Origin of the sequence: Pseudomonas sp. RGB, assembly GCF_007713445.1 — a bacterium.
In the GTDB taxonomy this organism is placed as follows: domain Bacteria; phylum Pseudomonadota; class Gammaproteobacteria; order Pseudomonadales; family Pseudomonadaceae; genus Aquipseudomonas.
Genome location: NZ_VMSH01000011.1, coordinates 46497 through 69540, shown reverse-complemented (window position 1 = coordinate 69540; position 23044 = coordinate 46497). Strand labels below are relative to the sequence as shown.

At 61.9% G+C, this 23044-nt stretch carries 24 protein-coding genes; 14 read left to right on the top strand and 10 right to left on the bottom strand.

All coding sequences use genetic code 11. The annotated features are described in order from the left end of the window. Positions 1-9: 9 nt before the first annotated feature. Entirely contained in the window at positions 10-1107 is a 1098-nt protein-coding gene (locus tag FPT15_RS21705) for a carboxynorspermidine decarboxylase (RefSeq protein ID WP_145164522.1), read from the bottom strand. Between the two features lie 344 nt (positions 1108-1451). Between FPT15_RS21705 and FPT15_RS21700 the strand changes: the two genes are divergently transcribed. The 7 genes from FPT15_RS21700 to FPT15_RS21670 all read left to right on the top strand — a co-directional run bounded on the left by FPT15_RS21700 (position 1452) and on the right by FPT15_RS21670 (position 8397). Continuing rightward, positions 1452-2471, top strand: a complete 1020-nt coding sequence (locus FPT15_RS21700) for a LacI family DNA-binding transcriptional regulator (RefSeq protein WP_145164520.1) — start codon at positions 1452-1454, stop codon at positions 2469-2471. Beyond that, complete coding sequence (locus tag FPT15_RS21695; protein ID WP_145164518.1) at positions 2455-3459, top strand: ABC transporter substrate-binding protein; 1005 nt, start codon at positions 2455-2457, stop codon at positions 3457-3459. The genes FPT15_RS21700 and FPT15_RS21695 overlap by 17 nt, the downstream gene beginning before the upstream one ends. Then, on the top strand, positions 3460-4278 hold the full coding sequence (locus tag FPT15_RS21690; RefSeq protein ID WP_145164516.1) for an iron ABC transporter permease: 819 nt from the start codon (positions 3460-3462) through the stop codon (positions 4276-4278). Further along, positions 4275-5069: an ABC transporter permease gene (locus FPT15_RS21685; RefSeq protein ID WP_145164514.1), complete on the top strand. Its 795-nt coding sequence runs from the start codon at positions 4275-4277 to the stop codon at positions 5067-5069. Before FPT15_RS21690 ends, FPT15_RS21685 begins: the two co-directional genes overlap by 4 nt. Continuing rightward, a complete protein-coding gene (locus tag FPT15_RS21680) occupies positions 5066-6097 on the top strand; it encodes an ABC transporter ATP-binding protein (RefSeq protein WP_145164512.1) in 1032 nt (343 codons plus the stop codon). The genes FPT15_RS21685 and FPT15_RS21680 overlap by 4 nt, the downstream gene beginning before the upstream one ends. 9 nt (positions 6098-6106) lie before the next feature. Then, positions 6107-6940 (top strand): phosphodiesterase, encoded by an 834-nt coding sequence (locus FPT15_RS21675; RefSeq protein WP_145164510.1) that lies wholly within the window; start codon positions 6107-6109, stop codon positions 6938-6940. Between the two features lie 137 nt (positions 6941-7077). Beyond that, complete coding sequence (locus FPT15_RS21670) at positions 7078-8397, top strand: OprD family porin (RefSeq protein WP_145164508.1); 1320 nt, start codon at positions 7078-7080, stop codon at positions 8395-8397. Between the two features lie 44 nt (positions 8398-8441). On the opposite strand, the gene FPT15_RS21665 is transcribed toward FPT15_RS21670, so the two are convergent. After that, positions 8442-8891 carry a hypothetical protein gene (locus FPT15_RS21665; protein WP_145164506.1) on the bottom strand — a complete coding sequence of 150 codons (450 nt, stop codon included), beginning with the start codon at positions 8889-8891 and terminating at the stop codon, positions 8442-8444. After that, complete coding sequence (locus FPT15_RS21660) at positions 8882-9370, bottom strand: GNAT family N-acetyltransferase (RefSeq protein WP_145164503.1); 489 nt, start codon at positions 9368-9370, stop codon at positions 8882-8884. The genes FPT15_RS21665 and FPT15_RS21660 overlap by 10 nt, the downstream gene beginning before the upstream one ends. A gap of 370 nt (positions 9371-9740) precedes the next feature. On the opposite strand from FPT15_RS21660, the gene FPT15_RS21655 reads away from it, so the two are divergent. Together FPT15_RS21655 and metE are read left to right on the top strand one after the other, a co-directional pair. Further along, positions 9741-10346: a LysE family translocator gene (locus FPT15_RS21655; protein ID WP_145164501.1), complete on the top strand. Its 606-nt coding sequence runs from the start codon at positions 9741-9743 to the stop codon at positions 10344-10346. A 98-nt stretch (positions 10347-10444) separates the two neighbouring features. Continuing rightward, a complete protein-coding gene (metE, locus tag FPT15_RS21650; protein WP_145164499.1) occupies positions 10445-12733 on the top strand; it encodes a 5-methyltetrahydropteroyltriglutamate--homocysteine S-methyltransferase in 2289 nt (762 codons plus the stop codon). Positions 12734-12812: 79 nt separating this feature from the next. On the opposite strand, the gene FPT15_RS21645 is transcribed toward metE, so the two are convergent. Beyond that, positions 12813-13847: a HoxN/HupN/NixA family nickel/cobalt transporter gene (locus tag FPT15_RS21645; RefSeq protein WP_145164497.1), complete on the bottom strand. Its 1035-nt coding sequence runs from the start codon at positions 13845-13847 to the stop codon at positions 12813-12815. 118 nt (positions 13848-13965) lie between these two features. Here FPT15_RS21645 and FPT15_RS21640 point away from each other — a divergent pair, with 118 nt between their 5' ends. Beyond that, entirely contained in the window at positions 13966-14517 is a 552-nt protein-coding gene (locus FPT15_RS21640) for a DUF924 family protein (protein WP_145164495.1), read from the top strand. Here the strand turns inward: FPT15_RS21640 and FPT15_RS21635 are convergent. After that, a complete protein-coding gene (locus FPT15_RS21635) occupies positions 14514-15947 on the bottom strand; it encodes a lipase family protein (RefSeq protein WP_145164493.1) in 1434 nt (477 codons plus the stop codon). The two genes, FPT15_RS21640 and FPT15_RS21635, sit on opposite strands and share 4 nt — an antisense overlap. Positions 15948-16121: 174 nt before the next feature. On the opposite strand from FPT15_RS21635, the gene yfcF reads away from it, so the two are divergent. Beyond that, positions 16122-16754 (top strand): glutathione transferase, encoded by a 633-nt coding sequence (yfcF, locus tag FPT15_RS21630; RefSeq protein ID WP_145164491.1) that lies wholly within the window; start codon positions 16122-16124, stop codon positions 16752-16754. Positions 16755-16758: 4 nt separating this feature from the next. On the opposite strand, the gene FPT15_RS21625 is transcribed toward yfcF, so the two are convergent. Then, entirely contained in the window at positions 16759-17004 is a 246-nt protein-coding gene (locus FPT15_RS21625) for a hypothetical protein (RefSeq protein WP_145164489.1), read from the bottom strand. Between the two features lie 143 nt (positions 17005-17147). On the opposite strand from FPT15_RS21625, the gene FPT15_RS21620 reads away from it, so the two are divergent. Then, on the top strand, positions 17148-17792 hold the full coding sequence (locus FPT15_RS21620) for an ATPase (RefSeq protein ID WP_145164487.1): 645 nt from the start codon (positions 17148-17150) through the stop codon (positions 17790-17792). A 46-nt stretch (positions 17793-17838) separates the two neighbouring features. Next, the gene (locus tag FPT15_RS21615) at positions 17839-18180 is read left to right on the top strand and encodes a hypothetical protein (RefSeq protein ID WP_145164486.1); all 342 of its coding nucleotides are present in this window, start codon (positions 17839-17841) and stop codon (positions 18178-18180) included. A gap of 39 nt (positions 18181-18219) precedes the next feature. On the opposite strand, the gene FPT15_RS21610 is transcribed toward FPT15_RS21615, so the two are convergent. Beyond that, positions 18220-18966, bottom strand: a complete 747-nt coding sequence (locus FPT15_RS21610) for a creatininase family protein (protein ID WP_119741790.1) — start codon at positions 18964-18966, stop codon at positions 18220-18222. Between the two features lie 30 nt (positions 18967-18996). Beyond that, positions 18997-19710, bottom strand: coding sequence for a murein L,D-transpeptidase catalytic domain family protein (locus tag FPT15_RS21605; protein WP_145164484.1), 714 nt, complete (start codon positions 19708-19710; stop codon positions 18997-18999). A 39-nt stretch (positions 19711-19749) separates the two neighbouring features. Between FPT15_RS21605 and FPT15_RS21600 the strand changes: the two genes are divergently transcribed. Beyond that, complete coding sequence (locus FPT15_RS21600; RefSeq protein ID WP_145164482.1) at positions 19750-21336, top strand: murein L,D-transpeptidase; 1587 nt, start codon at positions 19750-19752, stop codon at positions 21334-21336. A 54-nt stretch (positions 21337-21390) separates the two neighbouring features. On the opposite strand, the gene FPT15_RS21595 is transcribed toward FPT15_RS21600, so the two are convergent. Continuing rightward, positions 21391-21930: an AAA family ATPase gene (locus FPT15_RS21595; protein WP_145164479.1), complete on the bottom strand. Its 540-nt coding sequence runs from the start codon at positions 21928-21930 to the stop codon at positions 21391-21393. Between the two features lie 42 nt (positions 21931-21972). Then, a complete protein-coding gene (locus tag FPT15_RS21590; protein ID WP_145164478.1) occupies positions 21973-23013 on the bottom strand; it encodes an alginate lyase family protein in 1041 nt (346 codons plus the stop codon). Positions 23014-23044 lie beyond the last annotated feature (31 nt).

Sequence of the window (23044 nt, the reverse complement as noted above, 5' to 3'; positions counted from 1 at the left end):
TCCGCCAGCTTACGAAAGGCTGGACAGGTAGTCGTCGTAACCAAATTCACGAACCACCTCGACAGTACCGTCGAGTTGTTTCACTACGATGGACGGCATTTTCAGGCCGTTGAACCAGTTTTTCTTGACCATGGTGTAGCCCGCGGTGTCGATGAACGACAGCCGATCGCCGATGGCCAGCGGACGATCAAATTGATACTCGCCGAAGATGTCCCCGGCCAGGCAGGATTTGCCGCACACCATATAAGTGTGTTCACCCTCGCTCGGCGCCAGCTTGGCGTTGAGGCGATAGATCAGCAGGTCCAGCAGGTGGGCTTCGATGGAGCTGTCGACCACGGCGAGGTTTTTGCCGTTGTAGAGGGTGTCGAGCACGGTGACTTCCAGCGAAGCGCTGTTGGTGATCGCTGCTTCTCCCGGTTCCAGGTAAACCTGCACGCCGTACTTCTCGGAGAACGCTTTCAAACGGGCGCAGAACGCGTCGATGGCATAGCCTTCGCCGGTGAAGTGAATGCCGCCGCCGAGGCTGACCCACTTGACCTTGTGCAGCAGCGCGCCGAAGCGTTCTTCGATGGTGCCGAGCATCTTGTCGAACAGGCTGAAATCGCCGTTCTCACAATTGTTGTGGAACATGAAACCGGAGATTTGCTCGATGACGCCTTCGATCTTCACCGGGTCCCATTCGCCCAAACGGCTGAATGGTCGCGCCGGGTCGGCCAGCAGGTAGTCGGAGCTGCTCACCTGTGGGTTCACGCGCAGGCCACGGGTCTTGCCTTCGCTGCGTTCGGCAAAGCGCTGCAGCTGGCTGATCGAGTTGAAGATGATCTTGTCGCAGTTCTCCAGCATCTCTTCGATTTCATCGTCGGCCCAGGCCACGCTGTAGGCGTGCGCCTCGCCTTCGAACTTCTGGCGGCCCAGCTTCAACTCATACAGCGACGACGAGGTGGTGCCGTCCATGTATTGCTGCATCAGGTCGAACACCGACCAGGTGGCAAAGCACTTGAGCGCCAGCAAAGCCTTGGCGCCGGACTGTTCGCGCACGTAAGCAATCTTCTGCATGTTGACCAGAAGTTTCTGTTTATCGATGAGGTAGTACGGCGTTTTGATCATTTTTGAGAGCCTGCGGCGGTGCCTGCCAAAAAAGGACACGCATTGTGCCCGCACTTGGATCAGATCGAAAGGTTAGCGGGCGGATTTTGCTGCGCCGGTTTCCAAGCATACCCGCGGAGTATGACTATCTGTGGCTACACACCGATCTGATGGGGGAGGGCGCTTGCCCCCGATTGCGGTGTGTCAGTCAGCCTATTCTTTTTTGACCCACCGCTATCGGGGGCAAGCCCCCTCCCACATTTAGCACGGGGGCGCTGCCATCAAACCGTCATCTTGGCACCACGCTACTGCCACATTCCCTCGTTACTGTCCTCGCCAATGAGATCGATCTCAAGCGAGTGACCATGACTGACCTGAAAGACGTTGCGCAGCTGGCCGGGGTATCCCGCGCCACCGCCGCCCGCACCTTTGCTTCCCCCGACCAGGTGCGCCCGGCGACCCGTGAGCAAGTGTTCGCCGCCGCCCGCGAGCTGGGCTTTCGGCCGAACCTGCTCGGCCGCCAACTGCGCCTGCAAACCACCCAGCTGATTGGCGTGGTGGTGCCCAACCTGCTTAATCCGGTGTTTGCCGAACAGTTCCAGGCCATGGAGCGTGCCGCCCGGCTGCGTGGCTATAGCCTGCTGCTGGCGACCACCGACTACAGCAGCGAACGCGAGAGCATTGTGGTGGAAGAGTTGCTGCGCCAGCGCGTCGACGGGCTGGTGTTAACCGTGACCGACGCCGAAAGCAACAGCGTGCTCAACAGCCTTGCCAGCGAACAAACACCGTTCGTGCTGGCGTATCACCAACCCAGCAACCCCAGCTACAGCGCCGTGTCGGTCGACAACCGCGCGGGCATGGCCCTGGCCACGCGTTATTTGCTCGAAGCGGGGCACCGGCGCATCAGCATGGTCGCCGGCCCCGCGTTGCAGTCCGACCGTGCGCGCCTTCGTTACGCCGGCTATTGCGACGCGATGCGCGAGTACGGGCTTAAAAGCCGCGCGGTGATTGAAATGCCGGCTCACACCCAGGCCGAGTTCGCGGCAATCGAGCCGTTTCTCCAAGGCCCGCAGGCGCCGACCGCGCTGGTGTGTTCCAACGATTTTCTGGCCATCAGCCTGATCGCCGAGTTGCGCCGCAACGCCTGGAATGTGCCCGAGCAACTCTCGGTGATGGGCTTTGACGGCATCGCCCTCGGCACCCAGATGCACCCGACGCTGTGCAGCGTGGTGCAGCCCATCGGCCTGCTGGCCAGCACGGTGATTGACCAATTGCTGGCGCAGATCGCCGGCAACGCCCCGATTTCCCATTGCCTGCCGTGCCATATCCGGCCCGGCGACAGCACTCAACCCCTTGAGGAGACACCTGATGCGCGCGTTCAGTAAAACCCTGGCAGCCGTGCTGCTGTGCGGCATGGCCAGCCTGGCCCAGGCCGCCGAAACCGCGATTTGCTACAACTGCCCGCCCGACTGGGCCGATTGGGGCAGCCAACTCAAGGCCATCGCCGCCAATACCGGCGTGCAGGTGCCGCTCGACAACAAGAACTCCGGGCAGTCGCTGGCGCAGTTGGTGGCGGAGAAAGCCGCGCCGGTGGCCGATGTGGTGTATTACGGCGTGACCTTCGGCTTGCAGGCGCAAAAGGCCGACGTGGTGGGCACCTACAAACCCAAGGGCTGGGAGCAGATCCCCGATGGTTTGAAAGACCCGGCCGGCCACTGGTTTGCGATTCACTCCGGCACCTTGGGCATCATGGTCAACGTCGATGCACTGGGCGGCTTGCCCGTGCCGCAAAGCTGGGCCGACCTGCTCAAGCCTGAGTACAAAGGCATGGTCGGTTACCTCGACCCGTCCAGCGCGTTTGTCGGCTACGTCTCCGCCGTGGCGATCAACCGCGCCTTGGGCGGCGACCTGGATAACTTCGCCCCGGCCATCGACTACTTCCAGAAGCTCGCCAAAAACGCGCCCATCGTGCCCAAGCAAACCGCCTATGCGCGGGTGCTGTCCGGTGAGCTGCCGATTCTGGTGGACTACGACTTCAACGCCTACCGCGCGCGTTACAAGGACAACGCCAACGTTGCCTTCGTGATCCCCAAAGAAGGCAGCATCAGCGTGCCGTACGTGATGAGCCTGGTGGCCAACGCGCCGCACCGCGCCAACGCTGAAAAGGTCCTCGATTTCGTGCTCTCCGATGCAGGCCAGGCATTGTGGGCCAAGGCCTACCTGCGCCCGGTGCGCGCAATGAAAATGCCGGCCGACGTCGCCGCGCAGTTCCTGCCCGACAGCGACTACGCCCGCGCTGGCGTGGTGGACTACGAAAAAATGGCCGCTGTGCAGGAAGCCTTCGCCGCCCGTTACCTGAGCGAGGTCAAGTAAGTGGCAACCTCGGCAAAACATGCCGCCTGGGCACTGGCCCCGGCCTTCGCGGTGCTGTTCGCGTTCTGGCTGTTGCCGCTGGCGCATTTGATCGTGCTGGGCACCGAGCGCCGCGACAGCAACGGCAGCGGCTATTGGCAGGTGCTCAGCAGCACGCAGTACCTGGGCAGCCTGGCGCAGACCTGCGTGCTGGCCGTGTTTGTGACGCTCACCGCGTTACTGATCGGCGGCATCAGTGGTGTATTCCTCGCGCGGCAGCAGTTCTTCGGGCGTTCGGCATTGGTGGCATTGCTCACCTTTCCGTTGGCGTTTCCTGGCGTGGTGGTGGGCTTTCTGGTGATCCTGTTGGCCGGTCGCCAAGGCCTGTTTGCGGCCCTGGGCCTGCAACTGGCCGGTGAGCGCTGGATTTTCGCGTACTCGCTGGCGGGGTTGTTTGTCGGCTACCTGTACTTCTCGATCCCGCGGGTGATCCTCACGGTGATGGCCGCGTGCGAAAGCCTCGACCGCAGCCTGGAGGAAGCCGCGCACTCACTGGGCGCCGGGCATTGGCGGGTGGTGTGCGACGTGATCGTGCCGGGGCTGGCGCCTGCGTTGGCCTCCTGCGGGGCGATTTGTTTTGCCACGTCCATGGGCGCGTTCGGTACCGCCTTTACCTTGGGCACGCGGCTGAATGTCACGCCTGTGGCGATCTACAACGTGTTCACCAACTACGCCAACTTTGCCGTCGCCGCCGCGCTGTCGGTGGTGCTCGGTGCAGTGACCTGGGCGGTGTTGCTGCTAACGCGTCGCCTGGTGAAAAACGCGGGGACGGTCCTGTGAAGCGCTCATCGCTGTTTGTGGTGCAACTGCTGTTTACCCTGCTGGTGTGCGCCTTCATGTTGGTGCCGGTGTTGATGTCGTTGCTGGCCGGGCTGACGCGTAATTTCTTCGTCGGCCTGTCCAGCGGCTTGACCTTCGACTGGCTGGTGCAGGTGTGGCAGGCCTATTCACCCACGGTGTGGCTGTCGCTGCAATTGGCCCTGGCCTGTGCGGTGTGCGTCTGCGTGGTCGGCGTGCCGGCGGCCTATGCCTTGGTGCGCATGAACAACCGCTTCAGCCGCGCCTTCGAAGAGCTGATGGTGCTGCCGGTGGCGATGCCGGGTTTGGCCAGTGCGTTGGCGTTGCTGCTGACCTACGGCCAATTCGGCCGCTTTCGCAGCAGTTGGCTGTTCATCCTTGTCGGCCATGTGCTGTTCACCTTGCCGTTCCTGGTGCGCCCGGTGATGGCGGTGATGCAACGTCAGCAACTGCCGGTATTGGAAGAGGCTGCCGCCAGCCTCGGCGCGGGGCCGATCAAGCGCTTTTTCAGCGTGGTGGTGCCCAATTGTCGGGCGGGCATTCTGGCCGGCGTGCTGATGGTGGTCACCCTGAGCCTGGGTGAGTTCAACCTGACCTGGATGCTGCACACGCCGATGACCAAGACGCTGCCGGTGGGGTTGGCCGACAGCTACGCCTCGGCACGTCTGGAAATCGCCAGCGCCTACACCCTTATCTTTTTGCTGATGATCGTGCCGCTGCTGATTGCGTTGCAGGCCATCAGTGCTCGTTTGTCCCGTGGAGAGCGTCGATGACCGCTATCACTATTCGCCTGCAAGGCTGTCGCAAGGCATTCGCCGACGGCACCGTGGCCGTGCATGACCTGAACCTGAGCGTCGAAGGCGGCGAAACCCTGGCAATTCTCGGCCCGTCCGGCTGTGGCAAAACCACGACCTTGCGCCTGATTGCCGGCCTGGAACGCCCGGACGTGGGCCAGGTGTTTTTCGGCGATCAGGATGTCACGCGCTTGCCCATCGAGCGCCGTGATGTGGGCATGGTGTTCCAGAATTACGCGCTGTTTCCCAACCTGGACGTGGCCGGCAACATTGTCTACGGCTTGAAGATTCGCGGCGTGTCGGCGCCTGAGCGCAACAAGCGCTGCGAGGAACTGTTGGAACTGGTGGGCTTGCAGCACCACGGCAAGCGCAGCATCCATGAACTGTCGGGCGGCCAGCGTCAGCGTGTGGCCCTGGCCCGCGCGCTGGCACCGCGTCCCAAAGTGCTGTTGCTCGATGAGCCGCTGGCCGCCCTGGATGCGCAATTGCGCGAGCGCCTGCGCAGCGAGCTGGATCAACTGCTGCGCGGGCTTGGCATCACCTCGGTGTTCGTCACCCACGACCAGGGCGAAGCCATGGCGCTGGGCGACCGCATCCTGGTGATGGAGCAGGGGCGTATCGCGCAACTGGCCAGCCCTCGGGAGATCTACCAGCAACCGGCCAATGCGTTTGTCGCAGGCTTCGTCGGCAACCTCAATGCCTTCTCTGTGCTGGCGCGGACTGCCCACGGCCTGAAAGTCTGCGGCGGCGAACTGCCGTGGCACGGCGCCGGCTTACCGAGCACCGTGTACTGCCGGCCCGAACACCTGCGCGTGATGGAAGACGAAGGGCACCTGCACGGCCATCTGGTCGCGCAGTTCTTCCAGGGCGCACAAAGCCGCCTGCTGGTGGATGTGGGCGGCCCGCAACCGCTGCTGGTGGACAGCAGCGATAACCAACTGCACCGCGTCGGCGCGCCGATTGCCCTGGCAATCGCGCCGCACGTGGTGTTCACCCTGAATGCGTGAGAGCTTATTTTGAACCGTCCGTTTCTTGTTGCGCAGATCAGCGACCTGCACCTTAAAGCCGGTAACCGCCTGACCTATGGGGTGGTCGATACCTTGGGCGCACTGCGCCGCGCCGTCGACCATCTCAACGCCAGTTACCCACGGCCCGATATCGTAGTGATCAGCGGCGACCTGGTGGATTTTGGCCGCGCCGATGAATACGCCGTGCTGCACCCGGAGTTGGCGCGCCTGCACATGCCCTGCTACCTGGTGCCCGGCAACCACGACACGCGCGGGCCGTTACTGGATGCGTTCGGCGATCACGCTTATCTGCCGACGTCGGCAGACGGCCCGCTGGATTGGGTCGTGGATGAGCATCCGTTGCGCTTGATCGGCCTGGACTCGACCATTCCCGGTGGTCACGGCGGCCAACTGCTCGACAGCCAATTGCAGTGGCTCGACGCGCAATTGGCGCTGCGCCCCGAGGCACCGACCTTGCTGATCCTGCATCACCCGCCGTTTAGCAGCGGCATCGGCCATATGGACCGCGAGCCCTTTATCAACGCCGCCGCCCTGGAGCGCGTCGTCGCCCGCCACCCACACGTGGAGCGCCTGTTGTGCGGGCATTTGCACCGCCCGATGCAACGGCGTTTTGGCGGCAGCCTGAGTTGCGTGTGCCCCGGCACTTCGCACCAGATCGTGCTTGACCTGCAAGACGCCGCGCCTGCGCATTTCAACCTGGAGCCGGCCGGCTACCTGCTGCACCGCTGGGATGCACAGCACGGGTTGATCAGCCACAACGGCGTGTTCGGGGACTACCCGGGGCCGTATCCGTTTTATGACGCTCATGGATTGATTGACTGAGGTTTTACGGAGGTTCACTTCACTCAACTAAGCACTTAAACGTTGGTTAACGCGGCGGCCAACCTAAGATGGCCGCGTGCATCCTGCTGCCCTTTTTACGCGCCCGGAACCTGGATTCCGCGCCGGAGTTCGTCCTGATGAAAGCTACTTTGAATGTACTGAGTGTATTAACCGGCGGCCTGGGTATTGCCCTGAGCCCCTTGGCCTCGGCTGATTTTTTGAGCGACAGCAAAGCCAACCTGGGCCTGCGCAACTTCTACTTCAATAACGACAACCGCGACGGCGCCGCCGCACCGTCGAAGACCGAAGAGTGGGGCCAGGCGTTTATCCTCAACTACCAGTCGGGCTTTACCGACGGCACCGTCGGTTTTGGTCTCGACGCCGTCGGCATGCTCGGCGTAACCCTCGACAGTGGCGCTGGCCGCCACGTGGGCAGCTCGATGATCCCCACCGATGACGGCAAGGCAGCCGACAGCTGGGCGCGCGGTGGCGCGACGGCCAAGGCGCGTTTTGCCAAAACCGAACTGCGCTACGGCTACCTGCGCCCGAACTTGCCGATCCTGGTGAGCAACGATGGCCGCCTGCTGCCGCAATCCTTCGAGGGCGCGCAGGTCACCAGCAAAGACATCGACAACCTGACGCTGATCGGCGGCCAGCTGCAACACACCACCGGCCGTGGCTCAAGCGATCGCAGTGGCCTGGCGGCCGCGGGTGGCACGCAAGAGAGCAATAAATTCAACTACGCAGGTTTCGACTACCAAGTGAACAAGGACCTGCTGGTCCAGTACTACTACGCCAACCTCGAAGACTATTACCAACAGCACTTTGCCGGGTTGATCCATGTATTGCCGTTGGGCGACTACGGCTCATTGAAAACCGACCTGCGTTATTTCAACACCACCTCCGACGGCAAGAACAGCACTGCCGCCGGGCGTGCCGAAGGGTATAAATTCAGCGGCTATACCCGGAACGGCAACGGCGAAATCGACAACAACACCTGGAGCGCCGCGTTCATCTACTCGCTGGGCCCGCACGCGATCACCGCGGGTTACCAGCAAGTTTCCGACGACAGCAACTTTGCCCAACTCAACCAGGGTGGCCTGGTCAACAAAGGCGAGGGCGGTTCGAGCCTGTACCTTTACACCGACCGCACCGTGCAAACCTTCATCCAGGCCGGCGAACGCACCGCCTTTGCGCAATACGCCTACGACTTTGTCGCGCTGGGCCTGCCTGGCCTGAAGGCGTCGGTGATGTATTTGAAAGGCGACCATATCCTCACCACCGCCGGCAACACTGCCAGCGAATGGGAACGGGACATCTCCCTGGATTACGTGGTGCAGAGCGGCACGTTCAAAAACGTCGGCTTTGGCTGGCGCAACGGCGTGTCGCGCAGTGAAGTGGCGCGCGACCAGGATCAGAATCGGGTGTTTGTGAGTTATTCGATTCCGTTGCTGTAAGTCGTCGAGTGGCGTACGCCCCAATTCACGATTGGGGTTTACGCCTAATCGCTGCTGCAACCCAGCAGAATCCAACGACTGCCTCGCGCATGGACATCCAGGGCGAACTCCCACCACACCGGGTAGCCTGGGTGGCCCTTAGCGAGGTGAAAGCTGTAGATAGCGTCGGCTCTATTGACCTGGGCACCTTCCAGCAGTTGCTCAACCAGTGAGGTTATTTCACTGCATTTAGCAGGCAGGTCGATTGGCCCGGCAGCCGGATCACCTGAGTAAAGCAATGACTCAAGAATGTGTGCCCGCGCTTCATCAACACTGATGAGTGCACTGCGGGGGACTTCACATGACGAATTCACCGCTGATTTAAGCACCTCGATCAGCGGAAGGTTCGCATCCAGTGGGCCATACAGGTCTATTGAGACGCTGTAGTTATTGCCGTACAGAAGTTGCTCGAGCCTGGGCATGTACTCAGGTCTGCTGTTGTTTATCACCTGCATGCGGTCTCCGGGTCACTGCCGATCGAGGGTACCAGCGACTTTGCGTGGGTTGCGGTGTCGTCGCTCACGGGGTGAAAACCACAGCGCAGATAAAACTTCATGGCACTTGGACTATCCGTGGAAAGACGCACTGCTTGAAACTGTTTAGCGGCGTATTCCAGTAAATAGCTGACCAGCTCTCCACCAATACGACGCTCGCGCATCGCTGGATCAACGTATACCCGGCGTAGCCGACCGATTTGCGGGCCTGCGTATGGGTCGCGGGATAGGCCTCCAACGCCAATCAACTGGCCCTGTCGAAAGACTCCCACAAGGCACTCTCCCGGTTGGTCAAACCGGTTCGTGCGGTTTTCCCATTCGGTTATCAGCCGCGTCAGGAACCTGAACCCTTCGGCAACGGCCTGCTTTTCCAAATTGCGCAGCTGCGCGGGAGGGTCTTCCAACGTGCGTATCGAAAAGTCTCCGCTGGGTTGAGTCATAAATAATCCCACTAGGTACGCGCACAGTTTATTTCAGCACGCAGAGGCTGGGGTGAATGAATCGCTGCGGGAAACAAGGCTCGCTGTTGCTAGCGGACCTGTTGTGGCTAGCGGGCTTGTAGTGGCGAGCGGGCTTGCCCCGCGTTGGGCTGCGAAGCAGCCCCAATAAGAACAACGCATTTATTCAGGCAAATCACGTCAGCCGGTTTTTGGGGCGGCTTCGCCACCCAACGCGGGGCAAGCCCGCTCGCCACAACAGGCCTGCTCGCCACTGAAAGACTGCTCGCCACAGGCTGAACCACAAACGTACAAGATTCAGCGCAAAGCGCCTCAGTAGACTCGCCGGACTTCTTCTACGGCAGGTTTCTCCATGGACATTTTCCTCTACGCCTTCAGCGTCATGTACAGCCCCGGCCCTGTGAACCTGATGGGGCTGAACGCCGGGCTTACCGGCAAATTCCGTCGCTCCAGCGGGTTCTACCTCGGTGTGGGCTGCGCGATGCTGTTGATGTTCGTGCTGTTTGGCTACACCGGCGAGGCGATCATTTCCCAGGCGGCGCTGCCGTATATCTCGCTGGTCGGCGGGGTCTACACGCTGTACCTCGCCTACCAAGTGTTCACCGCCCGCACGGTGGTTGAAGAAACTTCAAGCACGCCTGGCAAGGCCCTCACGTTCTGGAATGGCCTGGTGATTCAGTTGCTTAACCCCAAGGGCATCGTGGCGGTCTTGCCGATTACCAGCGTGATGTTGCCGGCGGCGCATATTACCGGGGCGTCCATCGCCGGGGTTTCGGCTTTGCTGGGGCTGGGCGCGGTCGGCGCGCCGTGGGTGTACGCCTTGTTGGGCGCCATGTTAGGACGCAGGATCAGCGGGGCGGCGGCGTTCACGTGGTTCAACCGCTGCATGGGCCTGGCGTTGGCCGGCTGTGCGTATTTCATGTTTCACGCGTTCTATCTCCACGTCGCTTCAACATGAACGAATCTTGTGATCATCTGGAATAGAATGAGTTTGTCTCACGATGAGTGGGTGTCGACAATGGCTGCCATCAAATATCGACATTGGAGTTGTAAGTCATGGCAGTCGCTCATTCCCTGGGATTTCCGCGCATTGGACGCGATCGTGAACTGAAAAAAGCGCAGGAAGCGTTCTGGAAGGGCGAACTCGACGAAGCCGGCCTGCGCGCCGTGGGCCGTGACCTGCGCAACACTCACTGGGCGTTGCAGAAGCAGGCCGGCATCGAGCTGTTGCCGGTCGGCGATTTCGCCTGGTACGACCAGGTCCTGACTCATTCCTTGATGTTCGGCGTGATCCCTGAGCGCTTCCGCCCAGCCGACGGCCAAGCCACATTGCACACGCTGTTCGGCATGGCCCGTGGCGTCAGCGACAACTGCTGCGGCGGTGCCCACGCCCAGGAAATGACCAAGTGGTTCGATACCAACTACCACTATCTGGTGCCTGAATTCAGTGCTGACCAGCAATTCCACCTGGGTTGGGAGCAGCTGTTTGAAGAGGTCAAGGAAGCCCGTGACCTGGGCCACAACGTCAAGCCCGTCGTCATCGGCCCGTTGACCTACTTGTGGTTGGGCAAGGCCAAGGGCGGTGACTTCGACAAGCTGGACCTGCTCGATCGTCTGCTGCCGCTGTACGGCCAGATCTTTCAGCGCCTGGCTGACCTGGGCGTTGAGTGGGTGCAGATCGACGAGCCGATCCTGGTTCTGGACTTGCCGCAAGACTGGAAAAACGCTTTTGAGCGCGCCTACAACCTGATCCAGCGCGACCCGCTGAAAAAGCTCGTGGCCACCTACTTCGGTGGTCTGGAAGAAAACCTCGGCCTGGCTGCCAACCTGCCGGTCGATGGCTTGCACATCGATCTGGTGCGTGCACCGGAGCAGTACCCGACCATTCTTGATCGCCTGCCGGCTTACAAAGTGTTGTCCCTGGGCGTGGTCAATGGCCGCAACGTCTGGCGCTGCGACCTGGAAAAAGCCTTGGCGACCTTGAAGCACGCACATGAAAAGTTGGGTGATCGTTTGTGGGTGGCGCCGTCTTGCTCACTGCTGCACAGCCCGGTCGACCTGGGCCGCGAAGACACGCTGGATGCCGAGCTGAAGAGCTGGCTGGCCTTCGCCGTGCAGAAGTGCGCCGAAGTGGCGGTGCTGGCCCAGGCCGTCAACGCGCCGCAGGCGTCGAATGTACGCGCCGCGTTGGCGCAGAGCCGCGCCGTGCAAGCGGCTCGCGCGGCTTCAACGCGAATTCACAAACCTGCCGTACAAGCCCGCGTGGCGGCGATCACCGCCAAGGACAGTCAGCGCCAGTCGCGGTTTGCCCAGCGTATCGAGCAGCAACGTGCCGGCCTGAACCTGCCGCTGTTACCGACCACCACCATCGGTTCGTTCCCGCAAACTGCCTCGATCCGCCTGGCGCGCCAGTCGTACAAGGCCGGCAAGTTGAGCGAAGCCGAGTACGTCGAAGCGATGCACAGCGAGATCAAGCACGCCGTCGAAGTACAGGAAAACCTCGGCCTGGACGTATTGGTGCATGGCGAAGCCGAACGAAACGACATGGTCGAGTACTTCGCCGAACAACTGGACGGCTATGTGTTCACCCGCTTCGGTTGGGTGCAGAGCTACGGTTCGCGCTGCGTGAAACCGGCGGTAATCTTCGGCGACCTGAGCCGCCCCAAAGCCATGACCGTGGAGTGGATCCGCTACGCCCAAGGCCTGACCAGCAAGGTGATGAAGGGCATGCTGACCGGCCCGGTGACCATGCTGATGTGGTCGTTTGCGCGCGAAGACGTGAGCCGCGAAGTGCAGGCGCGTCAACTGGCGCTGGCGATTCGTGACGAAGTGGTTGACCTGGAGGCGGCCGGCATCAAAATCGTGCAGATCGACGAAGCGGCGTTCCGTGAAGGCTTGCCGTTGCGCCGGGCGCAGTGGCAACACTACCTGGACTGGGCCACTGAAGCGTTCCGCCTGTGCGCCTGCGGCGTGCGTGACGAAACCCAGATCCACACGCACATGTGCTACAGCGAGTTCAACGATGTGATCGAGTCCATCGCGGCGATGGACGCCGACGTGATCACCATCGAGACGTCGCGCTCGGACATGGAGTTGCTGGACGCGTTCGAAGCGTTCGCGTACCCCAATGACATCGGCCCGGGCGTCTACGACATCCACTCGCCGCGCGTGCCGGATGCGTCGGAAATGGCCAACTTGCTGCGCAAGGCCGCCCAGCGGATTCCGGCCGAGCGCCTGTGGGTCAACCCGGATTGCGGTTTGAAAACCCGCGGCTGGCCGGAGACAGAAGCGGCGTTGGTTCATATGGTTACCGCGGCGCGTCAACTGCGCGCTGAGCTGGCGTAACGCGGTTTAAACATGTGGGAGGGGCTTGCCCGCGATTGCAGTGTGTCAGTCCCGAATGTGGCTGACCTGCTTCTCGACTTCAGGCGAGCCGGTCGAAGCCCTTCAAGCGGTACAGCAACACCGACGCCGCCCAGCTGGCGACGAAAATCCCGATGATGATGTAGCCGAGCATCCCGAAGCTGTCGTTCAGGTTGCCGATAAAGCCCCAGAAATCACCCTTGAGCTCCAACTGGTCGGCCATCAGCCCCAGCGCCTCGATGCTGCCGATGATCACCGCCACGACCACCGAGACCAAGGTAATGCTCATGTTGTAGTAGAGCTTGCGCAGCGGCTTCATGTACGCCCAGCCGTAGGCGCCGAGCATCAAGTGGCCGTCCAGCGTGTCCACCAGCGACATGCCGGCGCTGAACAGCAGCGGGAACACCATGATCGACCACGGCGATAAGCCCTGCGCCGCCTGCGTGGCGGAGATGCCCAGCAGGGCGATTTCGGTGGCGGTGTCAAACCCCAGGCCAAACAGAAAACCCAGCGGGTACAGGTGCCAACTGCGGCTGATCAGGCGAAACAGCGGGCGGAAGATTCGCGCCATGAAACCGCGGTCGGCCAGCAGCAGGTCAACATCCTCATCGACGTAAGCGCCGCCCTCGCGCACCTGGCGCCAGGCCCTGTAGATCGAACGCAGGATGACCAGGTTCATCAGCGCGATCACCAGCAAAAAGACCGCCGACACGGACATGCCGATCACACCGCCAACCGCCTTGAACGCCTCGACATGGGCGGCGGTAAGGGCCACGCCAATCGAGGCCAGCACCACCACCGACGAATGCCCCAGAGAGAAAAAGAACCCCACCGCCACCGGGCGTTTCTGCTCTTGCATCAGCTTGCGGGTGGCGTTGTCGATGGCGGCGATATGGTCGGCGTCCACCGCGTGGCGCAGGCCGAAACTGTAGGCGAGCAGAGCAGTGCCCAGTAACACGGGGTGCTGATGAAACGCCGCCAGCGCCCAGAGCCAGGCGCCGACGTTAATGGCGACCAAAATGCCGTAGATGCCAAACAGCTTGGTGCGCACGTGGCCATTGGAATCACTGAAAACCTGGGCAAGACGGTGAATCATCCGGTAAACCCTATGTGCGATGGCACGACCGCTGCGAAGCAGGAGCGGCTCCAGAGCGGAAACTTAATGGATTCTGCCGGCGTCAATGATGAAATCTGCAAGTCAATGGGAGGTAATGATGTCGAGCATCAACGGGCAACCGGCCGAGGCGGTGATCGAGTTCTGGAAACAGGCGGGCCCCAAGCGCTGGTTCGCCAAGGACGACGCGTTTGACGCGGCCTTTCGCGACACCTTCCATGCCACGCATATGCAAGCGGCCCGGCGCGAACTGGAGGGCTGGCTGGATTCGGCACACGGCGCGCTGGCCTTGTTGATCCTGCTGGATCAATACCCGCGCAATGCCTTTCGTGGCACCGCGCACATGTTTGCCACCGACCCGCTGGCGCGTTTGTACGCGCGGCGGATGGTCGATGCTGGCCTGGACCAATTGATCGAGCCCGAGCTGCGGGCGTTCTGTTACTTGCCATTCGAGCATTCGGAAGACCCCGCCGATCAGCAGCGCTCGTTGGTGCTGAACCAGCAGCTGGATGCCAGCACCTACCATTGGGCCAAGGAGCATGCCGCGATCATCGAGCGGTTTGGGCGCTTTCCACACCGTAATGAAGTGTTGGCCAGGGGCACCACGGCGCAAGAGCGTGAGTTTCTCGATAAAGGCGGTTTTGCCGGCTAAGCCTGCGTCAGGCTTTCCTTGGCGCGCGCCGGGCGCAAGCGCCGCAGGCCCTTGAGGTCAACGGCCCAGCGCAACGCTTCAGTGGCTGACGGACGCGGCCCCTGGGTGATTGCGTGCTCATCCGTGGAGAGCGCACCGAGGTAACCTTGGGCACCGCCGCGCTCACTCCAGTAGTGGGTGTGGCTGAGCCATGAGCGGGCGAGCCAGCCTTTGCGCGAGCCCACGGTCACCGGCAAATCCAGCACGCCTGCGCCCATCACCGGGCTGACCGGGCCCGCGACGATGTCGCCAAACAGGCCAAAGGGCGCGGGAAAGTAGAGGTTGGTCCAGCGCGTCACTGCAAATGCCGCCGCGTGGTGCAAATACTGGGGCGTGAAGGGTTTCTGGCCGAGCATCACCGGATGACGGGCGTTGTAGCCGTAGCCCTTTTCGTCCTGAGTGGGCGGGCAGGCGGGGGCTTCGCGGCGCTCCATGCGTTTTTGGAAGTCACTGACGCTGCGCCCCAGCAACAGGCTCGCGTGGGCCATCGGGCTGCCGACGGTTACCAGATCGGTAATGCGCCACGGGTTGCCCAGGCCGCGCTGCTCGATAAAGGCTTCGGTCTGCTGCTCGCGAAATTTCAAAATGCTGCCCAGGCTGCCGTCAAGCGCGGCGCCGGCGTTGGGCAGCGTGTCCTTGATGACCGGTTGTAGCGCTTCGTGATTGGCATAACGGCTGGCGAGTTCGCGGTTGCTGGGAATGACTTTGGTCAGCTGATCGTGATGTTCGTGCCACAGATAACCGACGATGTCGTAGGCGATCACGCTGCCCAAACTGTGGCCGACCACGATGATGCGGTCGTAATCGCCTTTATTGTGAAGGGCCCGCAGCAATGCCACGCCGTCGGCGCGAATCTGCTCGCGCACCACCACGTTCTGCGGGTTGGGGCTCAGGTAACGGGCGGCGTCGCCCAGGTAGGACAGGGCCGAGTAACGCAGTGCCAGGCCGATAGCGCCGAGCAGCAACGGCACCAGCGCGAACGGGTTGTCGCTGTGATCGAACTGGCCCCAGGCCGTGGCGAGGGTGCCGCTGGCGATCAGCAGCAACAGCAGCATCACCGTCCAGCGCGTGGTGCGCCAGATCGGCACGATGGCGTCGGGAATATCGCGGCGTGGGCGCTTGAAGATGTCCCAGAGCCAACTGAGCAGGTGGCCGACTTTGGTGCCCTGCATCTTGTGGGCCCAGTAGTACTCGTAGAAATCCGTGCTGGTGCGGCCGGACGACTTCAAGACGCGCAGGTCGAAATTGCGTGACAGCCGATCCGGCTTGCTCCAGTAGAAGGGCGTGCCGTCGGGCGTGTCGGCGGGAATCATGGCATCCACAAAGCCATGCAGGGTGTCCATCGGGCGTTGCTCGCCGATGCCGTGTATGACGACAACTGCTTGTTTCATAAGCTGATCGTTCCTTGAAAGCTTCGAGTGGCGGGGCGTTTTCGCAAACTGGCGAATCGATGTGATATTGCCACTATCGAGGCTATTCCCGCCAGGAATGCCCCCATAAAAAACCGCCATTGTCTTTATTGCCCCGCCTCTCGTAGCGTGGGTGCTCACCCAAGGAGACCTGCCATGCACCCACGCCCGTTACGCCTCTATGTGGATTCCCAGTTCACCAGCCCCTACGCGATGTCGGTGTTTGTCACCCTGCGCGAAAAAGGCCTGGCGTTCGACATGCTCACCCTGGACCTGGACACCGCGCAAAACCAGACGGCGGACTTTACCCAACTGTCGCTGACCCAGCGTGTGCCGACGTTGGTGGAAGGCGAGTTTGCCCTGTCGGAATCTTGCGCTATCACTGAATACCTGGAACAGGTCTATCCCGAAACGCCGGTGTACCCGGCTGACCCACAGCAGCGGGCGAGGGCGCGGCAGGTTCAGGCGTGGTTGCGCAGTGATTTGCTGGCGATCCGTCAGGAGCGCTCGACGCTGGTGGTGTTTTACGGGCAGAAAATGCCGCCGTTGTCGCCCGCCGCCGAAGCGGCCGTACGCAAGTTGTTCAGTGCGACGCAGGCGCTGTTGGCCGGCAACCCTCCGTACCTGTTCGGCGAGTGGTCGATTGCCGACCTTGACCTGGCGGTGATGCTCAATCGTCTGATCCTCAACGGTGACAGTGTGCCGGCCGAATGGGTGGACTACGCGCAGCGCCAATGGCAGCGGCCGTCAGTGCAGGCATGGGTCAACCTGCAACGCCCAGCGCTCTAAGGGTTTACATCCATTCCTGGGACACGCGCCGGTCGAGGTCTTCCCAGTCCGCCATGCCCAGCACTCGGGTGGTGTTCAAGCCCCGCAGGTAGCCGCGCAATTGCTGGGCGCTGGCGTAACGCTGGTCGGCGTCGGCGGCCTCGTCCTGCAGCACGTCTTCATAATCGACCAGGTAATCGGCGACCCGCTCGCGAAACTCCGGCAGTACGGCTTCGCGGATGCGGTCGAAGGTTTTCTGGTGGGGCTTCATGGCGTGGTCCTTATAGTTTTATAGAGGTCGGGAGACGCGACACTATCGGTTCAAATGATAGTCACCATCAAGCATCGCAAGTTCTGTTTTTATGCCAAAAGCGCAGAATCAGCGCATCGAGACGCTGATCAAGGAAATGCGCGATGAGGACGATTATCCAACTGGGTTTAATGATGCTGATGTTCGGCAGTGTGGTTCTGACCAGCCCGGCATTTGCTGATGATCTGCCTACGGGCCATTTGCTGCCACTCGTCGGTAGCGTAGACTCCCTGCAGCGCGCGCAGTCGGTGGGTGTGTTGTACAGCGAAAACACCCGCGACAACCTCAGTTACCTTGAACGCTACCACGCCATGGCCATGAACGGCGCCAAGGATGCCCTTGACGGGCGTATCCGCGAGGCGTTCGTCAACAGCTCCGACCCGGAACTGGCGATTGATTGGCTGATGAGTTCATTGCAGGGCACGTTTCGCATCGTCACGGTCTACAGCAGCCTGGATGAGCTGGTGCAGGCTCACCCGGATGTGGTGGTGATGCTCGATACCCATAACCAATTGCTGACCCAGCGTAACGATCAGGTCGAGGCGCGTTTTGTGGCGCGGTTCTATGACGCCGACCTGCAATACATCGCCAAGGCTGAAGGCTCGGTGCACAAACAGGTGCCGTCGGTATGGGTGCATGACAAGGCGGCCCCGGACATTGCCGCGCAGATTGAACAACAGCGTGATGTACAGCTCGATGCCTTGAAGCAGTTTGATGCGTCGCTAAAGGCCCTGGTCCGCGCGGGATGACGCGCGGATCGTTGTGAACCCTATTTGGTTATTTTCAGGAATGTTTATGCGCTCTTTTTTCGTCCCGGCCCTGGCTTTTGCTTCGTTGTTGCTGACCGGTTGTATCACTGCTCCCAACGCTCCAAGCTTGACCCTGCAAACCGACAAAACCCCTGAAGGCTATGTGCAGTGCGTAGTGCCCAAGCTTGAAAAACGCGGCATCACCTCGACGGTGACGCAGAACTCGCGCCACGCCAAGGTGGTGTTGACCAGCAAGATTGCAGCCGATGATGTGCTGGAGGCCTACAAGTCCCAGGACGGCACCAAGGTGTTCCTGTATGAGCGCAAGCCACTGGCCTCGGCAATCAAACCGTCGCGGCTGGAGCTGGCGGCGCAGGACTGCAAATAATCCAGGCACGCCTGAGGGCTTGAATGTGTGGGAGCGGGCCTAGGGTTTTGCTTCGCTGCTGAAGGTGTTCACGGTCTTGACCAGCCCCTTGGCGGCCAACGCCACCAACTCACCGCCTTTTTCCACCGTCGCCAGCGCCGGGTCCGAACCCATTCGCCCGTCGGGGAAGCGGGCGCGGAAGTCCAGCGCTTCGCGGATCGGCCCGGTATTGGCGATTTGCGGAGAATACTCGGCGGACTTGATCGATTGCGGGTACGCCCACTGCGTCACCGCAATTTCTGACGGCGTGGCATGGCTGCCGTGGCCCACCGGGAATTGGCGTTGAGCCAAATCGTGCACGCCTTCCAGGTCCCACCAGTTCACCAGCTTGAGCGCGAAACCGGCGGGGCGGCGGGCAAAACTGGCTTCGGCGTACAGCTCGGAAAACGCCGCTTCAATGGTGGCGATATTGCCGCCGTGGCCATTCAGGAACAGGATCTTCTCGAAACCGTGCCCGGCCAGCGAGCGCACCCAGTCGCCAATGGCGGCGATAAAGGTGGAAGGGCGCAGCGAAATGGTGCCGGGAAAACCCAGGTGGTGCTGGGCCATGCCGATATTGAAGGTCGGGCCGATCAGGATGTCGGCGTTCTTCTGCGCCTCGTGGGCGATGATCTCCGGGCACATCCAGTCGGTGCCCAGCAGGCCGGTGGGGCCGTGTTGTTCGTTGGAACCGATGGGAATCACCACCGTGCGGCTGCGTTCCAGAAACTGCCCGATCTCGATCCAGGTGGAGGTATGTAGAAGCATGCGGCGCTCTCTTTTATCTGTGGGGACAGGCTAACCACCACGGATTGTACGACTACTCGCCACTTGTTGGGGCTTGCAGTTCAGATACGTCGATGACTTCAACCAGCGCTGGTCCGGGTACCAGGAAAACATGAACTGCCCATCCTTGAGTTTATCCACCACCTGGCGCGCCACTTGCGGGCGCACCGCCGGGCAACCCTGGCTGCGGCCGATGCGGCCTTCGCGCTTGCTCCACGCCGGGTTGACGTAGTCGGCGGCATGAATCACCAGCGCACGGTCGCGCGCCTGGTCATTGAAACCGGGCTCCAGGCCGTCCATGCGCAACGAGTAGCCGTGGGCGCCGAGGTAACTTTCCTGGGTGCGGAACAAGCCCAGGCTGGACTGATGGCTGCCTTCGAGATTGGAAAATTGCGTGGCGAAGTTTTCCCCGGACTTGGCACCGTGGGCCACCAGGTCGCGCAACACGAGGGTCTTTTTGCGCAAATCGAAAATCCATAACCGACGGGCGGTCGAGGGTTGGGAGTAGTCAATAACCGCTAGGCGCTCTGACCGTTCCTCGCCGTTATTGACCGCGCACTGCACCGCGCTCAGGGCGCTTTTCAGTACGGCGGGATTGAGTTCTGGAGCCGAGCGCGCCAGGCTGCTATACAAGTTAGGAGGATTCCCATTGGCGGCGAGCGCAAAATTGCTCAACGTTGCCAGCGTGACGGTGATCAAACCGAAGCGACACATAAAAGTCAGCATCTACAAAGCGTCCCCCGCTGTGGATTGGAGCCAAGTCAATTGTTCAAAAAACACGCATGTTACTTGAGCATTTGCCTGCTCGTTGCACCACTGGTCGCGACGGCTGATGAGCTGCCGATGGGCGCCGTGCCGGTAATTTCCGCAAGCCCGGTGCAACAGGCCCTCGCGCAGTTGCCCAGTGTGTGCCCCAGCCTCGCCCCGCAGATCGACGCCGCAGCCCTGGCGCGCCTGCAGGCGTTCTATCAGCAGCAGGGTGATGGGCCGCTGTGGTCTGGCGAAGAACGCCGCCAAGCCTTGCACACCCAGTTGCTGACGCTGGCCGACGACGGCCTGGACCCCAGCCACTATAGTCTGCCCACGGCGGATGCCACGGCCAACGTGCTGTGCAGCGACATCGACACCAGCCGCCAGTACCTGCAAGCCCTGCAGGATTTGCATTACGGGCGCCTGCAGCAATCGCGCTTCGAACCGTTGTGGCATTCCCAGCCACCCGCCCGCGACCCGAATACCGACGTGCTGGCCTTCGCCGTCGCCGGCCTGCAAGACATGGCGCAAGCCTTTGACCAGGCGCGGCCCAGCGCCGATCTGTACCGCAGCCTGCGCAATGCCTATGCCGCCGTGCGCCTGCAACCGTTGCCGCATTGGGACCCGGTCGCCAGCGGGCCACTCTTGCGTCCCGGCATGGAAGACCCGCGCGTGCCGGAACTGGCGCGGCGCCTGCACAGCGGTGGCTACTTGGCCAAAGTGCCCAGCGGCACTGGCAAGCAATACCGCGACGAGCTGGTCAAGGCAGTCAAGGCCTTTCAGGCCAGCCACTCGTTACAGGCCGACGGCGTGATCGGCGCCGGCACCGTAGCCGAACTCAACATCAGCCCGGCGATGCGCCGCGACCAACTGCGTATAAACCTGGAGCGTTTTCGCTGGCTCGCCCAGGACCTTGAGCCTGAAGGCGTGCTGGTCAACGTCGCCGCCGCGCAACTGAGCGTTTACCAGAGCGGCATTCCGGTGTGGCAAACCCGCCTGCAAGTCGGGCGCGCGGAGCGTCAGACGCCGCTGCTCAAGTCGCGCATCACCCGGCTGACGCTGAACCCCACCTGGACCATCCCGCCCACCATCATGCGCGAGGACAAGCTCCCGGCTATCCGTCTGAACCCCGAATACCTGCGCCAGCAAAACCTGCAAGTGCTTGACGCCCAGGGTCACCCCCTGGCGCCCGATCAAGTCGACTGGTCGCGCCCCGGCAACATTCTCCTGCGCCAGGAGGCCGGCCCGCGCAACCCATTGGGCAAGATCGTGATGCGCTTTCCCAACCCGTACTCGGTGTACCTGCACGACACACCCAGCCAACCGTTGTTCACCAAAGGCCCGCGGGCGTTCAGTTCGGGGTGTGTGAGGGTGGAACAGCCGTTGCTGCTGCGTGATCTGCTGGTGAGCCCGGCCGAACGCGCTCGCACCGATGAACTGCTGGCAACCGGCGTGACCCATGAGTTCAGGCTCGCTACGCCGGTGCCGGTGTTGCTGGGGTACTGGACAGTCGAAGTCGATCGCCAGGGCGGCCTGGTCTACGCGCCGGATATTTATGGGCGCGATCCAGTGTTGATGAAGGCGATGGGAGCAGTGCTTTAAAAAATGCCACCTAAGCAGGGCGAGGGCGCTTGACCTGGTTGGACTGCGCGGCCGTCACACCTTTAACGCCCCACCGGGCGCCAGCGCATTCGCCTCGGGTTTGAGGTGCGCCAGGATCAACGCCACCGCCTGATCTGCTGTCACATGGGCGGTATCGACCGTCAGTGGCTTTTGATCCCAGGCCTCATATTCGTGCGCCGATACGGACCGCCAGTCGGGCGGAGTCAGGCCGGGAATATCCCCCGCACGCTGTTCAACACGGCGTTGATGTTCTCGCTCATCAGAGCAAATCACCTGGATATCAACCCACGCGGCGCCTGCTTGAATCGCCACCGCTTTCCACGCCTCGCGGCTTTCCCTGACCGGGTTCACACCGTCTGCGACGACGGTGTGCCCCAAGCGCAAATTGCTCAACGCCAGCGCATTGGCCACGCCGTAGCCGCTGGCACCTACACCTTGCGCTAACACGCCCGCGTCCCGAAGCGCCTGTTCGATCACATCGATGCGCAAGTAGGCGGCACCGGTCTGGCGCGCCAGTTGGCTGGCAATCGTGGTCTTGCCGGTGCCGGGCAGGCCGCTGAATACAACAAGCATGGTCAATCCCTTGAAAGAGCAACCCGGCCAGTCTAGCCGCGCTTACGGCAAATAGCAGGCACTGATCCAATCGGCCGGGTGGGCGGCCAATTGCGTCGCCACAGGCAGGTAGCGCTTGTCCAGTTGCGCCGCCAGCCAGAACAGCGTGGCGCTGCTTTTGGGCTCCCAGGTGCCGCTGTAGCCGGCATCGCCCACCCCGGCGCGGTCCTTGTCGAATTGCACGTGGGTGTGCACGAACTCCTGGTGGCTGCGCTGGCCATTGGCATAGGGCACCAGCCAATCGAGGGCGGCCGCCAGGGACGCGCCATTGGCCTTGAGGTTCAGCCAGTCACCGCCGTAGGGCTTGGCTGCCAGGGCAGCTTGCACCAGAGGTTCAAGGTCGTAGACCACGTAGTGCAGGGCATCGCGGTCGTGAAAATCGGTGACCGAGCCATCGGGCAACACATTGTCGGCGATCTGCTGTTTGAACACCTGGTGGGCCTGCTCGAGCATCGTTCGGTCGCCCAGTGCAGCGGCGGCCACCGTGATCAACTTGACGCGATGGCTTTGCCAGTTGTTGGTTTGCGTACCTTTGTTCTGGCCGTGGAACTGCTGGATACGCGCGAGGTAGCCGTTACCCAGATCACTGATCAAGCGGCGGCTGGCTGCGCGGGTTTCCAGGCGCAGGTTATCGGCAGTCAGCGCATAGGCATTGATCAGCTGGTCGAGGTTGGTTTCGTCAATTGGGTTGAAGTCCGGTTGGTACACATCGGCCCAGGCGCCAAGGTAGTCGTCGACTTGCCTGAGGTAACGCGGGTCGCCGCTCAACCGCCACGCCAGCGCGGCCTGGCGCATCACCGGCCAGTCCTTTTCGGCGGCAATGCTTTGCTCGCGAATGCCGTGGTGGGGCAGTGTGCCTTCAGTGTGCACATGGGCCAGGGGGTTGGGACGGTCAGCCAGGTGCCGTTCTGCGGCGGCCAGCAGCGCCTTGGCCGTCGACTTCGAGGCACTCGGCTGGCACGGGCTGGGAGGCTGGGTGGCCGCCAGGGTCGCGTGGGAAAACGCGAGCAGCAGTGCGGTCAAAGCGAAGAGGTTTTTTTTCATGGCGGGCTCTGCCGGATCAAAACGCACACAC

Excerpts from the sequence above, each read along its gene's own strand:
- FPT15_RS21610 (WP_119741790.1), bottom strand. The coding sequence starts at position 18,966 with ATGCTTCTACATACCTCCACCTGGATCGAGATCGGGCAGTTTCTGGAA.
- FPT15_RS21605 (WP_145164484.1), bottom strand. The coding sequence starts at position 19,710 with ATGCTGACTTTTATGTGTCGCTTCGGTTTGATCACCGTCACGCTGGCA.
- FPT15_RS21640 (WP_145164495.1), top strand. The coding sequence starts at position 13,966 with ATGTCGAGCATCAACGGGCAACCGGCCGAGGCGGTGATCGAGTTCTGG.
- metE (WP_145164499.1), top strand. The coding sequence starts at position 10,445 with ATGGCAGTCGCTCATTCCCTGGGATTTCCGCGCATTGGACGCGATCGT.
- FPT15_RS21620 (WP_145164487.1), top strand. The coding sequence starts at position 17,148 with ATGAGGACGATTATCCAACTGGGTTTAATGATGCTGATGTTCGGCAGT.
- FPT15_RS21665 (WP_145164506.1), bottom strand. The coding sequence starts at position 8,891 with ATGCAGGTGATAAACAACAGCAGACCTGAGTACATGCCCAGGCTCGAG.
- FPT15_RS21705 (WP_145164522.1), bottom strand. The coding sequence starts at position 1,107 with ATGATCAAAACGCCGTACTACCTCATCGATAAACAGAAACTTCTGGTC.
- FPT15_RS21595 (WP_145164479.1), bottom strand. The coding sequence starts at position 21,930 with ATGCTTGTTGTATTCAGCGGCCTGCCCGGCACCGGCAAGACCACGATT.
- FPT15_RS21635 (WP_145164493.1), bottom strand. The coding sequence starts at position 15,947 with ATGAAACAAGCAGTTGTCGTCATACACGGCATCGGCGAGCAACGCCCG.
- FPT15_RS21645 (WP_145164497.1), bottom strand. The coding sequence starts at position 13,847 with ATGATTCACCGTCTTGCCCAGGTTTTCAGTGATTCCAATGGCCACGTG.
- FPT15_RS21615 (WP_145164486.1), top strand. The coding sequence starts at position 17,839 with ATGCGCTCTTTTTTCGTCCCGGCCCTGGCTTTTGCTTCGTTGTTGCTG.
- FPT15_RS21660 (WP_145164503.1), bottom strand. The coding sequence starts at position 9,370 with ATGACTCAACCCAGCGGAGACTTTTCGATACGCACGTTGGAAGACCCT.
- FPT15_RS21655 (WP_145164501.1), top strand. The coding sequence starts at position 9,741 with ATGGACATTTTCCTCTACGCCTTCAGCGTCATGTACAGCCCCGGCCCT.
- yfcF (WP_145164491.1), top strand. The coding sequence starts at position 16,122 with ATGCACCCACGCCCGTTACGCCTCTATGTGGATTCCCAGTTCACCAGC.
- FPT15_RS21695 (WP_145164518.1), top strand. The coding sequence starts at position 2,455 with ATGCGCGCGTTCAGTAAAACCCTGGCAGCCGTGCTGCTGTGCGGCATG.
- FPT15_RS21670 (WP_145164508.1), top strand. The coding sequence starts at position 7,078 with ATGAAAGCTACTTTGAATGTACTGAGTGTATTAACCGGCGGCCTGGGT.
- FPT15_RS21700 (WP_145164520.1), top strand. The coding sequence starts at position 1,452 with ATGACTGACCTGAAAGACGTTGCGCAGCTGGCCGGGGTATCCCGCGCC.
- FPT15_RS21680 (WP_145164512.1), top strand. The coding sequence starts at position 5,066 with ATGACCGCTATCACTATTCGCCTGCAAGGCTGTCGCAAGGCATTCGCC.
- FPT15_RS21625 (WP_145164489.1), bottom strand. The coding sequence starts at position 17,004 with ATGAAGCCCCACCAGAAAACCTTCGACCGCATCCGCGAAGCCGTACTG.
- FPT15_RS21590 (WP_145164478.1), bottom strand. The coding sequence starts at position 23,013 with ATGAAAAAAAACCTCTTCGCTTTGACCGCACTGCTGCTCGCGTTTTCC.